Here is a 17,166-nt window from a genome sequence, read left to right as displayed (position 1 = left end):
CCGACCCAGAAGGAAGCAACGCCATGACCTCTCGCACCACCCACCGCGCACGCGGCCTCCGCGGTTTCGCGGCGACCCTCGTGCTCGCGATCACCGTGCCCGCGCTCGTGCTCATCAGCAGCAGCTCTGCGTCGGCCGCAGGCGATGTCTGCGACCTCTGCTCGATCAACTTCGACCTCGGCGCCTGCGAGGACGCCGGCGGGTACCCGTACGACAGCACGCAGGAGGACCCGCCGCCTGCGTTCGGCGGCGGCAGCGCTCCCGCACCCGCCCCCGCTCCTGCGCCCGCCCCGGCGCCCGCCCCGGCACCGGCACCCGCACCCGCTCCGAAGACCGGCACCACGGGAACTTCCGGCGGCACCACCGGAACCTCCGGCGGCAGCTCCTCCGGCGGCAGCTCCTCCGACGAGTCGGGTGACACCACGGATGCGTCGCAGGCTGCGGCAGGCGCGGCTGCACCCGCAGCCGTCGGCGCGAAGGCGCCACTCGCGCCTGCCGCGCCGCGCCTGACCGTCAAGGGCAGCTCCCTCACCGTGATCTGGGCGGCGCCGACCGACGGCGGGTCGCCGGTGACCGGCTACAAGCTCTCGCTCAACGAGGGCACCGCGATCCCCCTCGCCGCGACCGCGACCTCGCACACCTTCAGCGTGCTCGGCGCCGGCAAGTACACAGCGACCCTGGTCGCCGTGAACGCCGTCGGCGAGTCACCCGTGTCGAGCGTGTCGAAGTCGGTGACCATCACCGGATCGACCGCGAAGCCCACCGCGCAGGCCGTCGAGACCAGCGCCGCCTCGAACGGCGGAGCACCCGAATGGCTCGCCGGCGCCGGCATCCTCGTCGCCCTCGTGGCCGTCGGCGCACTCGCGCTGCTCGGCCAGCGGCTGATCGCCCGCCGCCGCACGAACGCGGCGACCCACGGCGAGCAGCCCGACGAGACATCCGTGCCCGAATGACCGGCCCGGCCAACCCCCCAGAGAAAGGAAGCACCGTGCCCGACCACCAGCGCCCCACCCCGAGGCGGGCGGCGATGCTGACCGCACTCGCCATCGCCGGCACCGTCGTGCTCGGCGGTGTCGCGGCGGCCCCGGCCTCCGCAGCACCCGAGAGCCCGACCGATACCGTCGACTACTTCGCCGACGCCTACGAAGGGCTCGGCACCGGCAGCGTCTACGAGACCGTCACGTTCGAGCGGTTCGAATACCTGCTCGGCCAGGAGGGCCGGTTCGCGTTCCTCATCGGCGGGCCGGAAGACGCCCAGACGGCCGCGACCATCGGCCCCATCAACGACGTCGCGAAGGCCGCGGGCGTCGACCGCATCTACAACTTCGACCCGCGCCTCGACGGCGACCGTCTCGACATCCGCACGACGACGAACGCCGACGTCGCCCCGCTCTGGGCACGACTCGTGACCAACGCCCTCGGCAAGGACACGCAGACTCCGTTCGACGGCACCGACGACCCGACGCTCTTCGTCTACGACTCGGCGCACCTCGCGGGCGGCGCCGAAGACCGCATCGTCTCGGCGATCACCACTCCGGTGACCGCCGCGCAGCTCGCCGACCCGGCCGCGCTCGCCGCCTTCAAGGCGGAGGTCGCCGCCGTGCTCGGCACGGCGGCTGACCTCGACACGAGCGACCAGTTCACGTTCACCGAGCAGGTCGTGAACGCCAAGCACGCCTCGGCCTACGGCGGCCGCGACGTCTACGGCGGCGCGACGGTGCTGGGCGACGCCGACGCCGACTGGCGCGTGCAGACGATCACCTACCCCGAGCTCGTGAACCTGCTCGAGAGCGACGGCGACTACGTGCTGCTCTTCGGCGGCACGTGGTGCCACAACACCCGCGCCGTGCTGAAGGAGGTCAACCGGCAGGCCGTGGCGAACGACGTCGCGAAGGTCTACTTCTTCGACCTGCGCCTCGACGGCAACTCGGGCAACGACCTGCACATCCGCGACACCGGCTCGGAGTTCGCGGACTTCTACGGCGACCTCGTCACGAAGTACCTGCCGAACCTCGTGACCCAGTACGTGCCCGGAGTCTCGGGCCAGGTCGACTACTTCCCGGGCGGCGACACCTCGAAGGCGCTCGCCACGGCGAAGAAGCTGCAGGTGCCGTACCTGCTCGAGTACGACCGCTCGCGCACCGTCGGCGGCGAGCCCGCGCCGATCGCACAGCAGTGGATCCACGCCAACGCCGACGGCACCTACAAGGAGTACATGACCGAGTGGTGGTACGTGAACGACCTGCCCGGGCGGTACGCCGACCGGCCCGACCCCGCCGGTCTCGCCGCACAGCTCGCGTTCGCCGATGAGGCGATCGCCGCCCTCGGCACCTTCTTCGATGCGCTGCCGTACGACCCCGAGGTCGTCGCCACCGCGCCGGCCACCCCCGAGGCGCCCGGCGCCACGGTCGCCGGCACCGACGTGACCGTCTCGTGGGCGGCACCCGCCGACGGCGGCTCGCCCATCACGGAGTACCTCGTCTCGCTGAACGGCGCCGCCCCGGTCTCGGTGCCCGCCGGCACGACGACGCGCACCTTCACCGGGCTCGCCGCCGGCGAGTACACGGCGACCGTCGCCGCACGGAACACGGTCGGCACGTCTGCGGCATCCGCTGCCTCGACCGCCGTGACCGTGGTGGCGGCACCCGCCGTCGACCCGACGACGGTGAAGGGCACGGTCACGGTGACCGGCGACCTCGTGCCGGGCGGCCGCATCACGGTCGTCGGCGAGAGCCTGGCGCCGGGCACCGACGGCTTCGCGGTCGAGCTCCACTCGACGCCGCAGACGCTCGGCTCGGCGACGACGAACAGCGACGGCGGGTTCACCTTCACGGGAACCATCCCGGCTGCGACGCCCGCAGGCGCGCACACGATCGTCGTCACGATCGACGGCGTCGAGGTCGCGAACTCGTCGATCACGGTCGCCGCGGCCGGCTCCGGCGAGGAGACGACGAGCGCGGGGCTCGCGTCCACGGGCGCCCCGCTCGTCGACGTGCTCGGATGGCTCGCGCTCGCCCTGCTCGCCGCGGGCGGCGCGGCGTACGGGATCGTGCGGGTACGGGCTCGACGCGTGAGCTGACGACCGCACGAACCGATCGGGGGTGGATGCCATGCGGCATCCGCCCCCGTTCTCGTTGCCGTCGTCGACCACTAGGCTCGACCGCAGTGACACGGGGTGCCGTGCGCCGCTTCACCCGAAGCGGGCATGGCTGAGAACACACCCGTCGAACCTGATCTAGTTCGAACTAGCGAAGGGATGTCGCGTTGAGCGATCGTCTGTCCATCGACCCTGCCCGGCACTCCGCCGAACTGCTGAACCTCGTTCGCGAGGCGACGCCGCTCGTGCAGTGCATCACCAACAAGGTCGTCACGAACGTGACGGCCAACACCCTGCTCGCGCTCGGCGCAGCGCCCGCGATGGTCGACATCCGCGGCGAGTCCGGCGTCTTCGCGGGCATCGCCTCGGGGCTCCTCGTGAACCTCGGCACCCCCACCGAGGAGCAGCGCGACGCCGCACGCGAGGCGGTGCCCGCGGCGAACGCGGCCGGCACGCCCTGGGTGCTCGACCCGGTCGCGGTCGGCAGCCTGCCCGTGCGCACGGCGCTCGCGCACGAACTGCTCGTGCTCCGCCCCACCGTGATCCGCGGCAACGCGAGCGAGGTCATCGCCCTCACCGGAGCCGGCAGCGGCGGCCGCGGGGTCGACGCCTCCGATTCCACCGATTCGGCAGCGGATGCCGCGGCTCACCTCGCTGCAGCGCACGACTCGGTCGTGGCAGTGTCGGGCCCGGTCGATCTCATCACCGACGGCCGCCGCATCGCCCGCGTGGCGAACGGCGACCCCCTGCTCACGCTCGTGACGGGCGGCGGCTGCGCGCTCGGGGCCGTCACCGCGGCGTTCCTCGCCGTCGCCGATGACCCGTTCGCGGGCGCCGTCGCGGCGACGCTCGTCTACACGGTCGCCGCCGAGATCGCAGCCGCCGCACCCGGAGGAGTGGGCACCGTCGGCCCCGGCACGTTCGCACCCCGATTCCTCGACGCACTCGCGCAGCTCACGGCCGAACAGGTCGTCGAGCGCGCCCGCGTGCGCGTCTCGGTCGTCGACGCGAGCGGCGTCGCCGCGCTGGTGCGCTCGTGAGCGCGCGCACAGCCCTCGACCTCTCGACCTACCTCGTCACCGATGCCGCGCTCTGCGGCGAGCGCGGTGTCGTCTCGGTCGTGGCCGAGGCCGTCGCGGGCGGCGTGCGCGTGGTGCAGGTGCGCGACAAGAGCACCGAGGCATCCGCTCTGCTCGCCCAGCTCGAAGCGCTCGCGGAGGTCATCGACGGGAGGGCGGTGCTGCTCGTGAACGACCGCCTCGACCTCGCGATCGCAGCACGGGCGAGCGGCCTGCCGGTCGACGGCGTGCACCTCGGCCAGGGAGACGCTGCCGCGGCCATCGCCCGTGACCGGCTCGGCCCCGACGCCGTCGTCGGCCTCACGGCGAACACGCCCGCCCACCTCGAGGCACTGCGCCGGATGCCCCGCGGCACCGTCGACTACCTCGGCGTCGGCGTCATCCGGCCGACATCGACGAAGCCCGACCATCCGCCGGCCCTCGGCATCGACGGCTTCGCCCGATTCGCCGCAGAGACGGAGCTGCCGTGCGTCGCGATCGGCGGCATCACGGCGTCCGACATCGCGCCGCTCCGCGAGGCCGGCGCCGCCGGTGCGGCACTCGTGTCGGCGATCTGCGCGGCCGACGACCCACGAGCCGTGGCCCGAGATCTCGCGAACCGATGGGAGGCGGCGCGATGACCGCTCGAGTGCTGAGCATCGCCGGCAGCGACCCCTCGGGCGGCGCCGGCATCCAGGCCGACCTGAAGTCGATCTCCGCGGTCGGGGGCTACGGCATGGCTGCGATCACGGCCCTCACCGCGCAGAACACCCGCGGTGTGCGCGACGTGCACGTGCCGCCCGCGAGCTTCCTCGCGGCGCAGCTCGATGCGATCTCCGACGACATCACGATCGACGCCGTGAAGCTCGGCATGCTCGCGAACGCCGAGGTCATCCGCACGGTCGCCGACTGGCTCGAGCGCACCCGTCCGCCCGTCGTCGTGCTCGACCCCGTCATGGTCGCGACGAGCGGCGACCGCCTGCTCGACGCCGACGCCGAAGCGGCGATGCGCGAGCTGCTGCCGCTCGCCGACCTCGTCACCCCGAACCTCGGCGAGCTCGCGGTCCTCGCGGGCTCCGGCGACGGGCCACCGGTCGTGGCGGAGACCTGGGCCGAGGCGATCGCGCAGGCCGAGAGCGTCTCGGCGCGGTACGGGGTGCGGGTGCTCGCGAAGGGCGGCCACCTCGCCGACGATGTCGCGCCCGACGCGCTCGTCGACGCAGGCACCGCGACGATCGTCGACTTCGGCGGCGATCGCATCGCCACCACGGCGACGCACGGCACCGGTTGCTCGCTCTCGGCCGCGATCGCGACCCTCGCCGCCGAGCACGGCGACTGGTCGGCCGCGATCGCCGAGGCACGCCGCTGGCTGCGCGAATCGCTGCGGCACGGCGAGGCGCTCGGGGTCGGCGGCGGGCACGGCCCCATCAACCACTTCGCCGGTCTCTGGGCGCGCGGCGGCACCCGCACCGCGCCGATTCCGGCCGAGGTCGAGGCCGAATGGTGGGCCGGCATCGCCGATGTGCGGCACGAGATCGACGAACTCCCGTTCATCCGCAGCCTCGCCGACGGTTCGCTCGAGCGCGAACCGTTCCTCGGCTACCTCGCCCAGGATGCGCTCTACCTCCGCGACTACGCTCGCGTGCTCGCGGAGGCCGCGAGGCTGGCACCGGATGCCCCGGCGCAGGCGTTCTGGGCGAACTCCGCGCACGGCTCGATCGTCGGCGAGCTCGAGCTGCACGAGAGCTGGCTCGGCCCGGCGGCCGGGCGCAGCGCACTCGACGGGGCGGGCGAGAGTCCGGTCGCCGAGCCCGACGGCGCCACGACCGCGTACCTCGACCACCTGCTCGCGACGGCGGCGCGCGGCGACTACGCCGTGCTCGTCGCGGCGCTGCTGCCGTGCTTCTGGATCTACACCGACCTCGGCGAGCGCCTCGCCGCCGGCGAGTTCGGGGCGCAGGCACTCGATCCGGAGCATCCGTACGCCTCATGGCTCGCGACCTACGCCGACCCGGCGTTCGCGATCGCGACCCGGGAGGCGATCGCGATCGTCACCTCGGCCGCATCGCACGCGACACCGGCGATCCGTGAGCGGATGCACCGGGCGTTCGTCGCCTCGGCACGGCACGAACTGGCGTTCTTCGCGGCTCCGCTCGCGGCGGGCTCGGTGGCCGGGGCGACGGCCGGGGCGGTGACCGCGTGAGCCCTGCAGCGACGGCACTCGAGAACGCGCCCGTCGATGGCACCTCCGCCGACTCGGCCCGAAGCCGCCGGGCCGTCACCGCGGCGGCCTTCGGCACCGTGCTCGAGTGGTACGACTTCTTCCTCTACGGCACGGCCGCGGCGCTCGTCTTCCCGACGCTGTTCTTCCCCGCCGACGATCCGCTCACGAGCCTGCTGCTCTCGTTCGCGGTGTTCGCGACGGGCTTCGTCGCGCGCCCGCTCGGCGGCCTGGTCTCGGGGTACCTCGGCGACCGATTCGGCCGACGACGCGTGCTCGTGGCGACGCTGCTGACGATGGGCGTCGCGACCGCCCTCATCGGCCTGCTGCCGACGCACGCACAGGTCGGGGCGCTCGCGCCCGTGCTGCTCGTCGTGCTGCGGCTCGTGCAGGGGCTCGCGACGGGCGGCGAGTGGAGCGGCGCCGTGCTGCTCGCGCTCGAGCAGTCGCCTCTGCGGCGCGGGTTCCGCGGGGCGTTCATCTCGAGCGCGGTGTACGTGGGACTCATCCTCGGCAACCTCGCCTTCGTGGTGCTCGTCGCCGTGCTCGACGAGCAGGCGCTCTACGACTGGGGCTGGCGGGTGCCGTTCGTCGCGAGCCTCGTGCTCGTCGCGATCGGCTGGAGGCTGCGCCGCAGGGTCGACGAGTCGCCCGAGTTCGTCGCGATGCTCGAGGCCCGCCGGGAAGCCAGGCGGCCCGTCGCCGAGGTGCTGCGCCGGCCCCGCGGCATCCTCGCCGTCTTCCTCGTGCGCGTCGGGGTCAACACGACCTTCTACGTCGTCTCGGTGTTCTGCCTGAGCTACGCGTCGACGGTCGTCGGAATGCCTCGCGAGGTCACCCTCACCGCGCTGCTCATCGGTGCAGCGGTCGCCGCGGTGCTGTGCCCGTTCTGGGGCGCGCTCGGCGACCGCATCGGCCAGCGCCGCCTCGTCGTGTGGAGCCTCGTCGCCTTCGCCCTGCTGGCCGCGCCGCTCTTCCTCGTGCTCGACACGGGGTCCGCGGCGCTCGTCATCGGCGTCGTGGTCGTGGCGATCGGCATCGTGAACTCGGCCTCCGACGGGGTGCAGCCCGCCTACTTCACCGCGATGTTCGACACGCGCGTGCGGTACTCGGGCATCTCGATCGGACGCGAGGCCGGAGCGATCGTCGGCGGCGGGCTCGCCCCGCTCGCGGCGACCGCGCTGCTCGCCCAGGTCGGGCACTGGTGGCCGATCGCCGTCATGATGGCCGTCGCCGCGATCGTCGGGCTCGTCGGCACGGCGATCGCGCCGCGCGAGCGCGGGTAGGCGCGGGCTCGGCGGCACGGACGACGCCCGAGCTCGATGCTCGTGCGTCGACCCATCGGACCCGAACGGGCCCACCTCCATCGGAGGCGGGCCCGTTCGGTCTGCTGCAGCGGGTTCTACGCGCCGAGCAGCGTCAGCGAGTCGATGACGCGGTTCGAGAAGCCCCACTCGTTGTCATACCAGGCGACGACCTTGATGTGGCGGCCGTCGACCCGGGTGAGCTCGGCGTCGAAGATCGACGAGTGCGGGTTGCCGACGATGTCGGTCGAGACGAGCGCCTCGTCGGAGTACTCGAGCACCCCCTTGAGCGGGCCCTCGGCCGCGGCCTGGTAGGCGGCGAGCACCTCCTCGAGGGTGACGTCCTTCGAGACGGTCGTGTTGAGCTCGACGATCGAGCCGACGGGCACGGGCACCCGCATCGAGTCGCCGTTGAGCTTGCCCTCGAGCTTCGGCAGCACCAGGCCGATGGCCTTCGCGGCACCGGTCGACGACGGCACGATGTTGACGGCCGCGGCGCGGGCGCGACGCGCGTCGGAGTGGGGTGCGTCCTGCAGGTTCTGGTCCTGCGTGTAGGCGTGGATCGTCGTCATGAAGCCGTGCTCGATGCCGGCGAGGTCGTCGAGCACCTTCGCGAGCGGGGCGAGCGCGTTCGTGGTGCACGAGGCGTTCGAGACGATGACGTGCGAGTCGGCGTCGTAGGCCTCGGTGTTCACGCCGTAGGCGAGCGTGACGTCGGCACCCTTCGAGGGAGCCGAGACGAGCACCTTCTTGGCGCCCGCGGCGAGGTGTGCCTTCGCGGCCTCGGCGTCGGTGAAGCGGCCGGTCGACTCGAGCACGACGTCGACGTTCAGCTCACCCCAGGGGAGCTTCGCGGGGTCGCGCTCGGCGAGCACCTTGACACGACGGCCGTCGATGACGAGCACATCGCCGTCGACCTCGACGGACGAGCCGAAGCGGCCCGCGGTGCTGTCGTACTTCAGCAGGCGGGCGAGGCCGGCGGGGTCGGTGAGGTCGTTGACGGCGACGAGTTCGAGGTCGGCGCCGCGCTCGACGAGTGCGCGCACGACGTTGCGGCCGATGCGGCCGAAGCCGTTGATGGCGATGCGGGTGGTCATGGCAGAGGGGTTCCTTTCGATCCGTACCCTGCAACCCTCGCCGTATCGGCCGTCTTGCGGGAGTGGCGTGCAGGTCAGTATCCGCAAGGATCTCGCCAGATGTCCTCCCGGACTCCTCGCCCGACTCGCCCGCTACTCCCCCGCGGCGAAGGTGTGCCGGTAATCGCTCGGCGAGACCCCGAGGATGCGCTGGAAGTGAAGCCGCAGGTTGGCCCCGGTGCCGAGGCCGGCGCGGGCGGCGATCTGCTCGACCCCGAGGTCGCTGCGCTCGAGCAGCTCGCGGGCCATGTCGACCCTCGCCCGCAGCACCCACTGCATGGGCGTGTAGCCGGTGTCCTCCACGAAGCGGCGCGAGAAGGTTCGCGGCGAGACGTTGGCATTGCGCGCGAGCGCGTCGAGTGTGAGGGGCTCGTCGAGTTGCCGCAGCGCCCACTCCCGGGTCGCCGCGAACACCGGCCCGAGCTCGGGCGGAAGACTCCGCGGAACGTACTGCGCCTGGCCGCCGCTGCGGTACGGGGCGGCGACGAGCCGCCGGGCGGCGTGGTTCGCGACCGCGACGCCATGATCGCGGCGCACGAGGTGCAGGCAGAGGTCGATGCCCGACGCCGCCCCGGCAGAGGTCAGCACCGCGCCCTCGTCGACGAACAGCACGTTCGTGTCGACCTTGACGAGCGGATGCCTCGAGGCGAGCGCCCGCGTGTAGTGCCAGTGCGTCGTGGCACGCCGACCGTCGAGCAGGCCCGTCGCCGCGAGCGCGAACGCCCCGGTGGAGATCGCGGCGAGCCGCGCCCCGCGCGTGTGCGCCGCCCGCAGCGCGTCGACGACCGCCGCCGGCGGCTCGTCCCGATCGGGATGCCGGTACCCCGGGATGAACACGGTCTCCGCCCACCCGAGCGCATCGAGCCCGTCGGCCACGTGGTACGAGAGGCCGTCGCCGCCGGTGACGAGTCCGGGCGCCGCACCGCAGACCCGCACCTCGTAGGGCATGCTCGCGCGCGTCGAGAACACCTGGGCGGGAATGCCGACGTCGAGCGGCTTCGCCCCCGGCAGCACGAGCACGGCGACGCGATGGTTGCGACGGGTCATCCGGCCAGACTGCCATGTGCCGAAAGGATTCGGCCACCCGCCGACTCAGGCGAGGCGCTGCTCCGCCGAGGCCGCCTCCGGCCCCTCGGCCGCCACCGGCGCCCGTCGTCGACGCGTCACGAGATACGAACCGGCGAGCACGAGTGCGAACCCGATCACCGTCCACACCGTGACCCGCTCGCCGAGCACGAGCACCCCGGCGAGGATCGCGACCGCGGGGTTGACGTAGGTGATCGCGGTCGCCTTCACCGGACCGATCTCGGCGACCAGGCCCACCATCAGCAGGAACGCGAGTGCGCTGCAGACCACGGCGAGCACGACGATCGACACGATGACCGCCTGCGACGGCCACGCCGTCGGCCAGCCGCCCGTGAGGAGCACGAACGGCACGTAGACCACGGCCGTCGCCGCGAGCGAGACGGCGACCACGCCGACGCCCGGCAGGTCGGACATCCACCGCGCGAGGATCGCCGGACCGAGCGCGTAGCCCACCACGACGACGGCCATCTGCGCGACGGCGATGAGGTCGGAGCCGGCGATGTCGAGGCCCACGAGCGCCGCGACGCCGAGCATGCCGAGTGCGAGACCGAGCCAGTTCAGGCGCGACAGCCGCTCTGGGCGGCCCATCGCGAACGCGATCGCCACACCGGCGAGCGGCACGGTGGCGAGCAGCAGCCCCGCGGTCGAGCTGGGCAGCCGCTGCTCCGCCGAGCTCAGGAAGTACCACGGGAGGATGATCTCGACGATCGTGTAGGCGAGCATCGGCTTCCACCGGCGCACCACCGGCGCCACTTCGCGGCGGAAGAACGCCAGCGGCAGCAGCAGGATCGCCGCAAGCCCGGCCCGCCCCAGCACCACCATCGCGGGGTCCAGCTCGCTCACCGCCACCTTGATGAACAGGTACGGGATGCCCCAGGCGATGCCGAGTGCGGCGAACAGGATCAGCCCTCGACGAGTCACCGGCTCATTCTGATGCGCCATCCGTCGAGCCGCGACGGATCCGCTGCCGAATCACCACGACATCCCGCCACGGGCTCGGGTTCCTCGTGATCGAAACGTGTCCGTCCACCCCATTCCCCTCCGGCAACGCCGGTGTTACTTTTGGCCGCACCTGTGCTCGGCGATCCCGAGCCGACTGTGTAAGGAGTCAACGTGAAACGACGCAACCTCGGAGTGCTCGCCCTTGTAGCGGCGAGCGCGACGATGGCGGCCGGTGCGGCAATGGTGCCCGCCGCGTTCGCCGCCCCTGCCGGCGACACACCCGATTCGCCTTCGGCAGCGCAACGCCTCGACAACCGCCCCGGCCCGCTCACCGAGCGGCAGAACGAGCGGCGCAAGGCCGCGCAGAAGCTCATCCTCTCCGGTCAGGCAGCTCCCGGCGACGACGGTGTCGTGCAGCTCGGCGACGACAAGTACTACGAGGCATCCGTCACCGGCACCGGCCGGCTGTTCACGATCCTCTCGGAGTTCGGCGACGCCGGCAGCGGCAAGCTCGGCACCACGCCCGGCCCGTTGCACAACGAGATCCCCGAGCCCGACCGCGCCGTGAACAACAGCACGCACTGGGCCTCCGACTTCAACAGCGCCCACTACGACGACCTGTTCTTCGACGGCGCCGGTGACGGCGGCGACTCGTTCGCCGACTTCTACACGAAGCAGTCGAACGGCGCCTACACGGTCGACGGCGAGGTCAGCGACTGGGTGCAGGTGCCCGGCAACGCCTCGACCTACGGCGACAACAGCGTCGAGGACTTCGGCGGCGCCTGGCAGTTCATCGAGGACACCGGCAACGCCTGGTACGAGGCACAGGTCGCGGCCGGCAAGAGCGATGCCGAGATCAAGGACGAGCTCGCCACGTTCGACAGGTGGGACCGCTACGACGCCGACGGCGACGGCGAGTTCGACGAGCCCGACGGCTACCTCGACCACTTCCAGGCCGTGCACGCGGGCGAAGGCGAAGACGCCGGCGGCGGCGCCCAGGGCGAAGACGCCATCTGGTCGCACCGCTGGTACGTCAACTCGACCGACTACGGCGTGACCGGACCGGCGAACGCCAAGTTCGGCGGCGCGCAGATCGGCGACACCGGCTTCTGGATCGGCGACTACACCGTCGAGGCGGAGAACGGCGGCCTCGGCGTGTTCGCGCACGAGTACGCGCACGACCTCGGCCTGCCCGACTTCTACGACACGGCCGGCGGCGAGAACTCGACCGCATTCTGGACCCTCATGTCGAGCGGCTCGTGGCTGAACAAGGGGGCCGACGACATCGGCACGACCCCGAACTACATGGGACCGTGGGAGAAGCTCCAGCTCGGCTGGCTCGACTACTCCATCGTGAACCCCGACACGACGGATGCCGCGTACACCCTGAGTCCTGCCGCGCTGCAGGCCGAAGGCCAGGACCAGGCGCTCGTCATCGACGTGCCCGACCAGTCGGTGGAGACCACCTACACGGCGCCGTACTCGGGTTCGAAGGCGTGGTGGACCACCAGCGCCGATGACCTGAACACGACACTGACCCGCACGCTCGACCTCTCGGGCATCAGCAAGGCGACGGTCACGGCGAAGGCCTGGTACGACATCGAGGCCGGCTACGACTACCTGTACGCCGAGTACTCGACCGACGGCACGAACTGGACGACGGTCGGCACCGTCTCCGACACGTCGAACGGCAAGTGGACGACACTGCGCTACACCGTGCCCGGCGGCAACGCCGAGACCCAGTTCCGGTTCCGCTACCAGAGCGACGGCGGCGTGCACCTCGCCGGCGCGTTCATCGACGACATCGTCGTGAAGAGCGGCGGCACGACGATCCTCACCGACGACGTCGAGAACGACGGCAGCGGATGGACCGCCGCGGGCGGGTTCCGGCAGAGCACCGGCACCGAGGTCTCCTCGGGCGACCGGTACTACCTCGCCGAGAACCGCACCTACGTCGGCTACGACGCCACGCTCGAGGTCGGTCCGTACCAGTTCGACCGCGGGCTCACGCAGCCCGACCACGTCGAGCACTTCGCCTTCCAGGACGGGCTGCTCATGTGGGCGATCGACGAGACGTACTCCGACAACAACACCATCGAGCACGAGGGTCACGGCCTCGCGCTCCCGATCGACGCGGGCGTCACGCCGATGACGTACCCCGACGGCACGATGCCGAGCAACCGGCGCCAGCCGTTCGACGCGACCTTCGGCCTGCAGACGATCGACGCGACCGCGCTGCACAAGGAGATCGTCGTCGGCAAGGGCAAGAGCAAGACCGTCCAGTCGGTCGCAGCCGTCGGTTCCGACGGCACGCAGCGGCAGACGGCGACGTTCAGCGACGCCGACACCGACGCGTTCTTCAGCCCGCTGAACCCGCTCGCGGGCGTCTACGTGGCCGGCCACAACGTGACCGTGACCGTCACCGACCAGAACACGGGCGGCACCATGTCGGTCGTGGTGACGAACCCGGCCGAGTAGTCCGCGGCACCGAAGCAGAGGTCTGGGCCCGTCTCCTCGGAGGCGGGCCCATTCTCGAGCGCGGCACCGGCACTCCGGTACGCCGGCGATCCGGTACTTCGGTACCGGCGATCTGCAGACGGATCCCTCGCTGAGGCCGGCAGTAGTGTGGTCGAACCCGCCCTGCCCGGGCGGCCCGATCGAACGACGAGGTGGCGATGAGTCAGGCGACTCCCGACGTGGAGCACTCCCCCGAGAACACGATGACCGGGGCGAGCCCGGCACGCGCCCTGCGCACCTGGCAGCTCTTCCTGATCGGCGTCGCGTCCGCCGCCCTCGGCCTGCTGCCCTGGCTGATCACCGGAATGCGCCTGCCCCTGCAGAACCTCTGGGCGAGCGAGACGCTGCCCGACGACATGCCGCTCGTGCTGCTGCCGTTCAGCCAGTACTTCCTGTCGCTCATCGCCTCGCTCATCGTCATCGGCGCCGCGATCGCGGGCCTCGTGGCGCGATCGACCCGCTCCCGCGCCCCGCGCGGCGGATTCGCGATGCTGCTCGTGGGAGTGCTCCTCGTCGACGTCGTCGCCATCGGCCAGACCGCCACAACCGTCGGCGGAGGTCTCCGCGACGACGACTGGTCGGTGGTCTACCTCGGCACGATCGTCGCGGTCGCCATCATGGCCGTCGTCGTCGGGGTTGGCGTGCTCTGGCTCATCGCCCGGGCACCACGCGCCGGTGCGGTCATCGGCTTCACGATCGCGGCGATCCTCTCCGCCGGCTGGCTGCACGCGCTCATGGCCCCGCGCGGGCCCGCGTTCGCAGGAGATCCGGCCTGGCTGTGGGACGCCGTGCGTTGGGTGCCGGCCGTGCTCGTCGGTGCGGCGATCGCCTGGGGCGGCATCGAGACCGTCGGCCGTGTCGTCGCGGCGATCGCGAGCCTCGTGATGCTCTGGGTGGGCCCCACGCTGATCACCGCCGTCTCGGCCGCGGCGGGCACCCGGGTGCTCGCCAAGTACCCCGGCGAGATGGTCGACTACGGAGTCGGCGTGTTCCGCATGGCGCTCACCGACCCCGGCCTCGTCGTCCCGCCGATCGCCACGGCGATCGTCGTCGCCGCGATCGGGCTCATCGCGCGCGCCGTGTTCGCCCGATCGGGAACGGCCCGCCGCGCGGCATCCGTCGACTGATCCTCAGCCGAGCGCGTCGAACGCTGTGAGCACCCGGGCCACCGATCCGCCAAGGTTCCAGTCCGTCGCGAGTGCTTCGAACGCCTCTCGGCGAGCACCGGTGACGGGCCGCAGTCGCGAGTCGAACTCGCCGAGGGCGAGGTCGCGCACGACCCCGACGACGGTCGGGGCGACGTCGAGGTAATCGGCGGCGGCCGCGAACTTCGCACGCACGCTCGCCGACATCGGCACCGAGGCATCCGCTGCCGCCGCTCGGATGCCGTCGAGGTCGACGAACTGCTGCAACAGCGACGCTGCGGTCTTCTCGCCGACGCCGGCGACGCCCGGCAGCCCGTCGGACGAGTCGCCGCGCATCACCGAGAAGTCGACGTACTGCTGCGGCAGCACCCCGTACTTGCCGACGATCGAGGCGTCGGTCAGCACCTCGAGCTTGCTCATGCCGCGCGCCGTGTAGACGACCCGAACGGATGCCTCGTCGTCGATGAGCTGGAACAGGTCGCGGTCGCCCGTGACGACGTCGACGGGCATGGCGGCACCGGTCGCGAGGGTGCCGATGACGTCGTCGGCCTCGTGCTCGGGCGCGCCGACGATGGTGATGCCGAGCAGGCCCAGCACCTCGCGGATGCGCGGGATCTGCACGATGAGTCCGGGCGGGGTCTCCTCGACGTCGACGCCGCCGGGCACGGCCCGCTCGACGCGGTGCGCCTTGTAGCTCGGAATGAGCTCGACCCGCCAGCCCGGGCGCCAGTCGTCGTCCCAGCAGGCGACGAGGTTCGTCGCCTCGAAGTCGGTGGCGAGGCGCGCGATCATGTCGAGCAGGCCCCGCACGGCGTTGACGGGGGTGCCGTCGGGCGCCGTGATCGAGTCGGGCACGCCGTAGAACGCGCGGAAGTAGAGGGAGGCGGTGTCGAGGAGCATCAGTCGGTCGGCCACAGGCCGATCATGGCACGGCCTCGCGCGCGTTCCTACCCCGGGAAGGTCTCGGCCCAGTCACCGGCGGCATCGAGCACGTCGACGTCGCCGCGGTCGCCCAGCAGTTCCCAGCGCTGCAGCGACACCGGCACGTTGCCGTTGCGCCACAGCGAATCGTGGAACTCTCGGGGCGAGAAATCGTCGCCCCGAGTGACGACGGCATCGGCGAGCAGCCGCTTCACCTCGAGCTTGCCGACGAGGTAGGACATCGCCAGACCCGGGGTCGCCACGTAGTAGGACGTCTCTTCGGTGGCCGTGGGTGCATCCATCGGCACGAGCCGGACGAAGAAGTCGATCGCCTCGTCGAGGCTGAAGGCGCCGGTCGCGAGATTCACGTCGACGACCACCCGCAGCGCGCGGAGCCGCATGAAGTTGTGCACCGTCGTCTGCGAGTGCGGTGCATCGTCGAAGAGCCCGGCGTCGAGCATGAGCTCTTCGTTGTAGTGGGCGATGCCCTCGTTGGCGACCGAGTCGACGTAGTGCCGGCGCAGGGCGCGCGGGTGCCCCCATGAGCGTGCGAGCTGCTGGCTGTGCGCGCCCTCGTGGATGATGCCGAGTCGCGGGTCGCGTGCGTTCGCGGCGTCGAAGTACGGCAGTTCGGCCGCCGGCGCCGGCACGTAGGAGACCGCATCGCGCTCGCGCGACCGCTCGTTGGTGAGGTCGTCGGTCACGCCGAGGAAGGCGACGGGCTCGAGGTAGGCCGGGTACGCCGCGAACCGGTAGCGACGCAGCGAGTCGGGCTGGCTGAGCAGGCCCTCACGCTCGTACCGGGCCCGGACCTCGGCCTCCGCCTTGGCCTGGGCGGCGACCTCAGCGGCCACGTCGACTGCGAGTGGCGCCTCGGTGACGGCGCGGTGCCGGTTGCGCGAGATCGTCTCGGCCGCGACCGCACGCCGGTACTCCTGCAGGGCCGCACGCACGAGCTCATCGGGCTCCGTCGCGACGAGCGCGACGTGCCGCAGGTACCAGACGAACGCGTCACGGCCAACGACGATCTCGGGGCCGAGGCTGCCGGCGGATGCCTCGAGCCACTGCGCGTACCGGGTGAGCGCCGCGCTCGCGGCGGGCTGCGCCTCGGCGAGCGCGGCGGCGGTCTCGGCGTCGACCTCGGCGGCGAGCGCCGAGACCGAACCGGCCAGCCGCGACCCGATGCCGTCGAGCTCGGCCGCGGCCACCCGGGCGAGGGCGGCGACGCCGGCGCGCTCGAGATTCGCGATCGCCTGGTCCACAGCATTCGGCACGGCGTCGAGCACGGTGACGAGGTCGGCCTGCCGCGTCGCACCGAACGGCGGCGGCGCGAGCAGCAGATCGAACCACGGTCCGAGGATCTGGCTCGTGAGGAAGACGGCGTCGCGCTCCCAGTTGCGGAGCACGTCGAGCTCCCAGCGCACCCGAGCGAGCGCCGACCCCAGCAGCCGGTGGTCGACCTGGTCGGGGATCGGGAGCCCCGAGACATCCGTCGCCCGCCACTGCTCGACGAAATGGGCGAGTTCGCGCCGCTGCTCGGCGACGGCCTCTGGAGCGAACCGCGGCACCCAGCCGGCGGGCCGCTCGATGCGCGGGATGTCGTCGGAGGTGCGGAACGAGTTGGCGGCGCGCCACTCCCAGAATTCGGCACCCAGCCGAGCGAGGTCTGCGTCGATGTCTGCCATGGGCGCCACGTTAGTCCCGTCCGCCGACACCTCGTTCCCCTCCCCGAGACCGTG

General features: G+C 71.9%; 13 protein-coding genes and 1 riboswitch. Of the genes, 8 read left to right on the top strand and 5 right to left on the bottom strand.

What is annotated here, in order from left to right:
• Positions 1-23 precede the first annotated feature (23 nt).
• The 6 genes from JOE59_RS00135 (at position 24) to JOE59_RS00110 (ending at position 7,662) form a co-directional block, all read left to right on the top strand.
• Positions 24-953, top strand: coding sequence for a fibronectin type III domain-containing protein (locus JOE59_RS00135; protein ID WP_204458208.1), 930 nt, complete (start codon positions 24-26; stop codon positions 951-953).
• 35 nt (positions 954-988) lie between these two features.
• Positions 989-3,079 carry a fibronectin type III domain-containing protein gene (locus JOE59_RS19020; RefSeq protein ID WP_204458206.1) on the top strand — a complete coding sequence of 697 codons (2,091 nt, stop codon included), beginning with the start codon at positions 989-991 and terminating at the stop codon, positions 3,077-3,079.
• An 82-nt stretch (positions 3,080-3,161) separates the two neighbouring features.
• Positions 3,162-3,274, top strand: a riboswitch (TPP riboswitch).
• Positions 3,265-4,137: a hydroxyethylthiazole kinase gene (thiM, locus tag JOE59_RS00125; protein WP_204458204.1), complete on the top strand. Its 873-nt coding sequence runs from the start codon at positions 3,265-3,267 to the stop codon at positions 4,135-4,137. Its footprint overlaps the riboswitch before it by 10 nt.
• Positions 4,134-4,796: a thiamine phosphate synthase gene (gene thiE, locus JOE59_RS00120; protein ID WP_204458202.1), complete on the top strand. Its 663-nt coding sequence runs from the start codon at positions 4,134-4,136 to the stop codon at positions 4,794-4,796. The genes thiM and thiE overlap by 4 nt, the downstream gene beginning before the upstream one ends.
• A complete protein-coding gene (locus JOE59_RS00115) occupies positions 4,793-6,358 on the top strand; it encodes a bifunctional hydroxymethylpyrimidine kinase/phosphomethylpyrimidine kinase (RefSeq protein ID WP_239560030.1) in 1,566 nt (521 codons plus the stop codon). The genes thiE and JOE59_RS00115 overlap by 4 nt, the downstream gene beginning before the upstream one ends.
• Positions 6,355-7,662 carry an MFS transporter gene (locus tag JOE59_RS00110; RefSeq protein ID WP_204458197.1) on the top strand — a complete coding sequence of 436 codons (1,308 nt, stop codon included), beginning with the start codon at positions 6,355-6,357 and terminating at the stop codon, positions 7,660-7,662. The genes JOE59_RS00115 and JOE59_RS00110 overlap by 4 nt, the downstream gene beginning before the upstream one ends.
• 116 nt (positions 7,663-7,778) lie before the next feature.
• On the opposite strand, the gene gap is transcribed toward JOE59_RS00110, so the two are convergent.
• The 3 genes from gap to JOE59_RS00095 all read right to left on the bottom strand — a co-directional run bounded on the left by gap (position 7,779) and on the right by JOE59_RS00095 (position 10,823).
• Positions 7,779-8,777, bottom strand: a complete 999-nt coding sequence (gene gap, locus JOE59_RS00105) for a type I glyceraldehyde-3-phosphate dehydrogenase (protein ID WP_204458195.1) — start codon at positions 8,775-8,777, stop codon at positions 7,779-7,781.
• A gap of 132 nt (positions 8,778-8,909) precedes the next feature.
• Positions 8,910-9,863 carry a GlxA family transcriptional regulator gene (locus tag JOE59_RS00100; protein ID WP_204458193.1) on the bottom strand — a complete coding sequence of 318 codons (954 nt, stop codon included), beginning with the start codon at positions 9,861-9,863 and terminating at the stop codon, positions 8,910-8,912.
• A gap of 45 nt (positions 9,864-9,908) precedes the next feature.
• Positions 9,909-10,823: a DMT family transporter gene (locus JOE59_RS00095; protein ID WP_204458190.1), complete on the bottom strand. Its 915-nt coding sequence runs from the start codon at positions 10,821-10,823 to the stop codon at positions 9,909-9,911.
• Between the two features lie 192 nt (positions 10,824-11,015).
• On the opposite strand from JOE59_RS00095, the gene JOE59_RS00090 reads away from it, so the two are divergent.
• Together JOE59_RS00090 and JOE59_RS00085 are read left to right on the top strand one after the other, a co-directional pair.
• On the top strand, positions 11,016-13,322 hold the full coding sequence (locus JOE59_RS00090; protein WP_204458188.1) for an immune inhibitor A domain-containing protein: 2,307 nt from the start codon (positions 11,016-11,018) through the stop codon (positions 13,320-13,322).
• A 197-nt stretch (positions 13,323-13,519) separates the two neighbouring features.
• Positions 13,520-14,488, top strand: coding sequence for a hypothetical protein (locus JOE59_RS00085; protein WP_204458180.1), 969 nt, complete (start codon positions 13,520-13,522; stop codon positions 14,486-14,488).
• Positions 14,489-14,491: 3 nt separating this feature from the next.
• Here the strand turns inward: JOE59_RS00085 and JOE59_RS00080 are convergent, their stop codons facing one another.
• Together JOE59_RS00080 and JOE59_RS00075 are read right to left on the bottom strand one after the other, a co-directional pair.
• The gene (locus JOE59_RS00080; protein WP_307836885.1) at positions 14,492-15,421 is read right to left on the bottom strand and encodes a 5'-3' exonuclease; all 930 of its coding nucleotides are present in this window, start codon (positions 15,419-15,421) and stop codon (positions 14,492-14,494) included.
• 32 nt (positions 15,422-15,453) lie between these two features.
• Positions 15,454-17,112, bottom strand: a complete 1,659-nt coding sequence (locus JOE59_RS00075; RefSeq protein ID WP_204458177.1) for a DUF885 family protein — start codon at positions 17,110-17,112, stop codon at positions 15,454-15,456.
• Positions 17,113-17,166 lie beyond the last annotated feature (54 nt).

Origin of the sequence: Agromyces cerinus (genome assembly GCF_016907835.1) — a bacterium.
GTDB classification, from domain to species: domain Bacteria; phylum Actinomycetota; class Actinomycetes; order Actinomycetales; family Microbacteriaceae; genus Agromyces; species Agromyces nitratus.
This window is presented reverse-complemented; position numbering and strand designations above follow the sequence as displayed.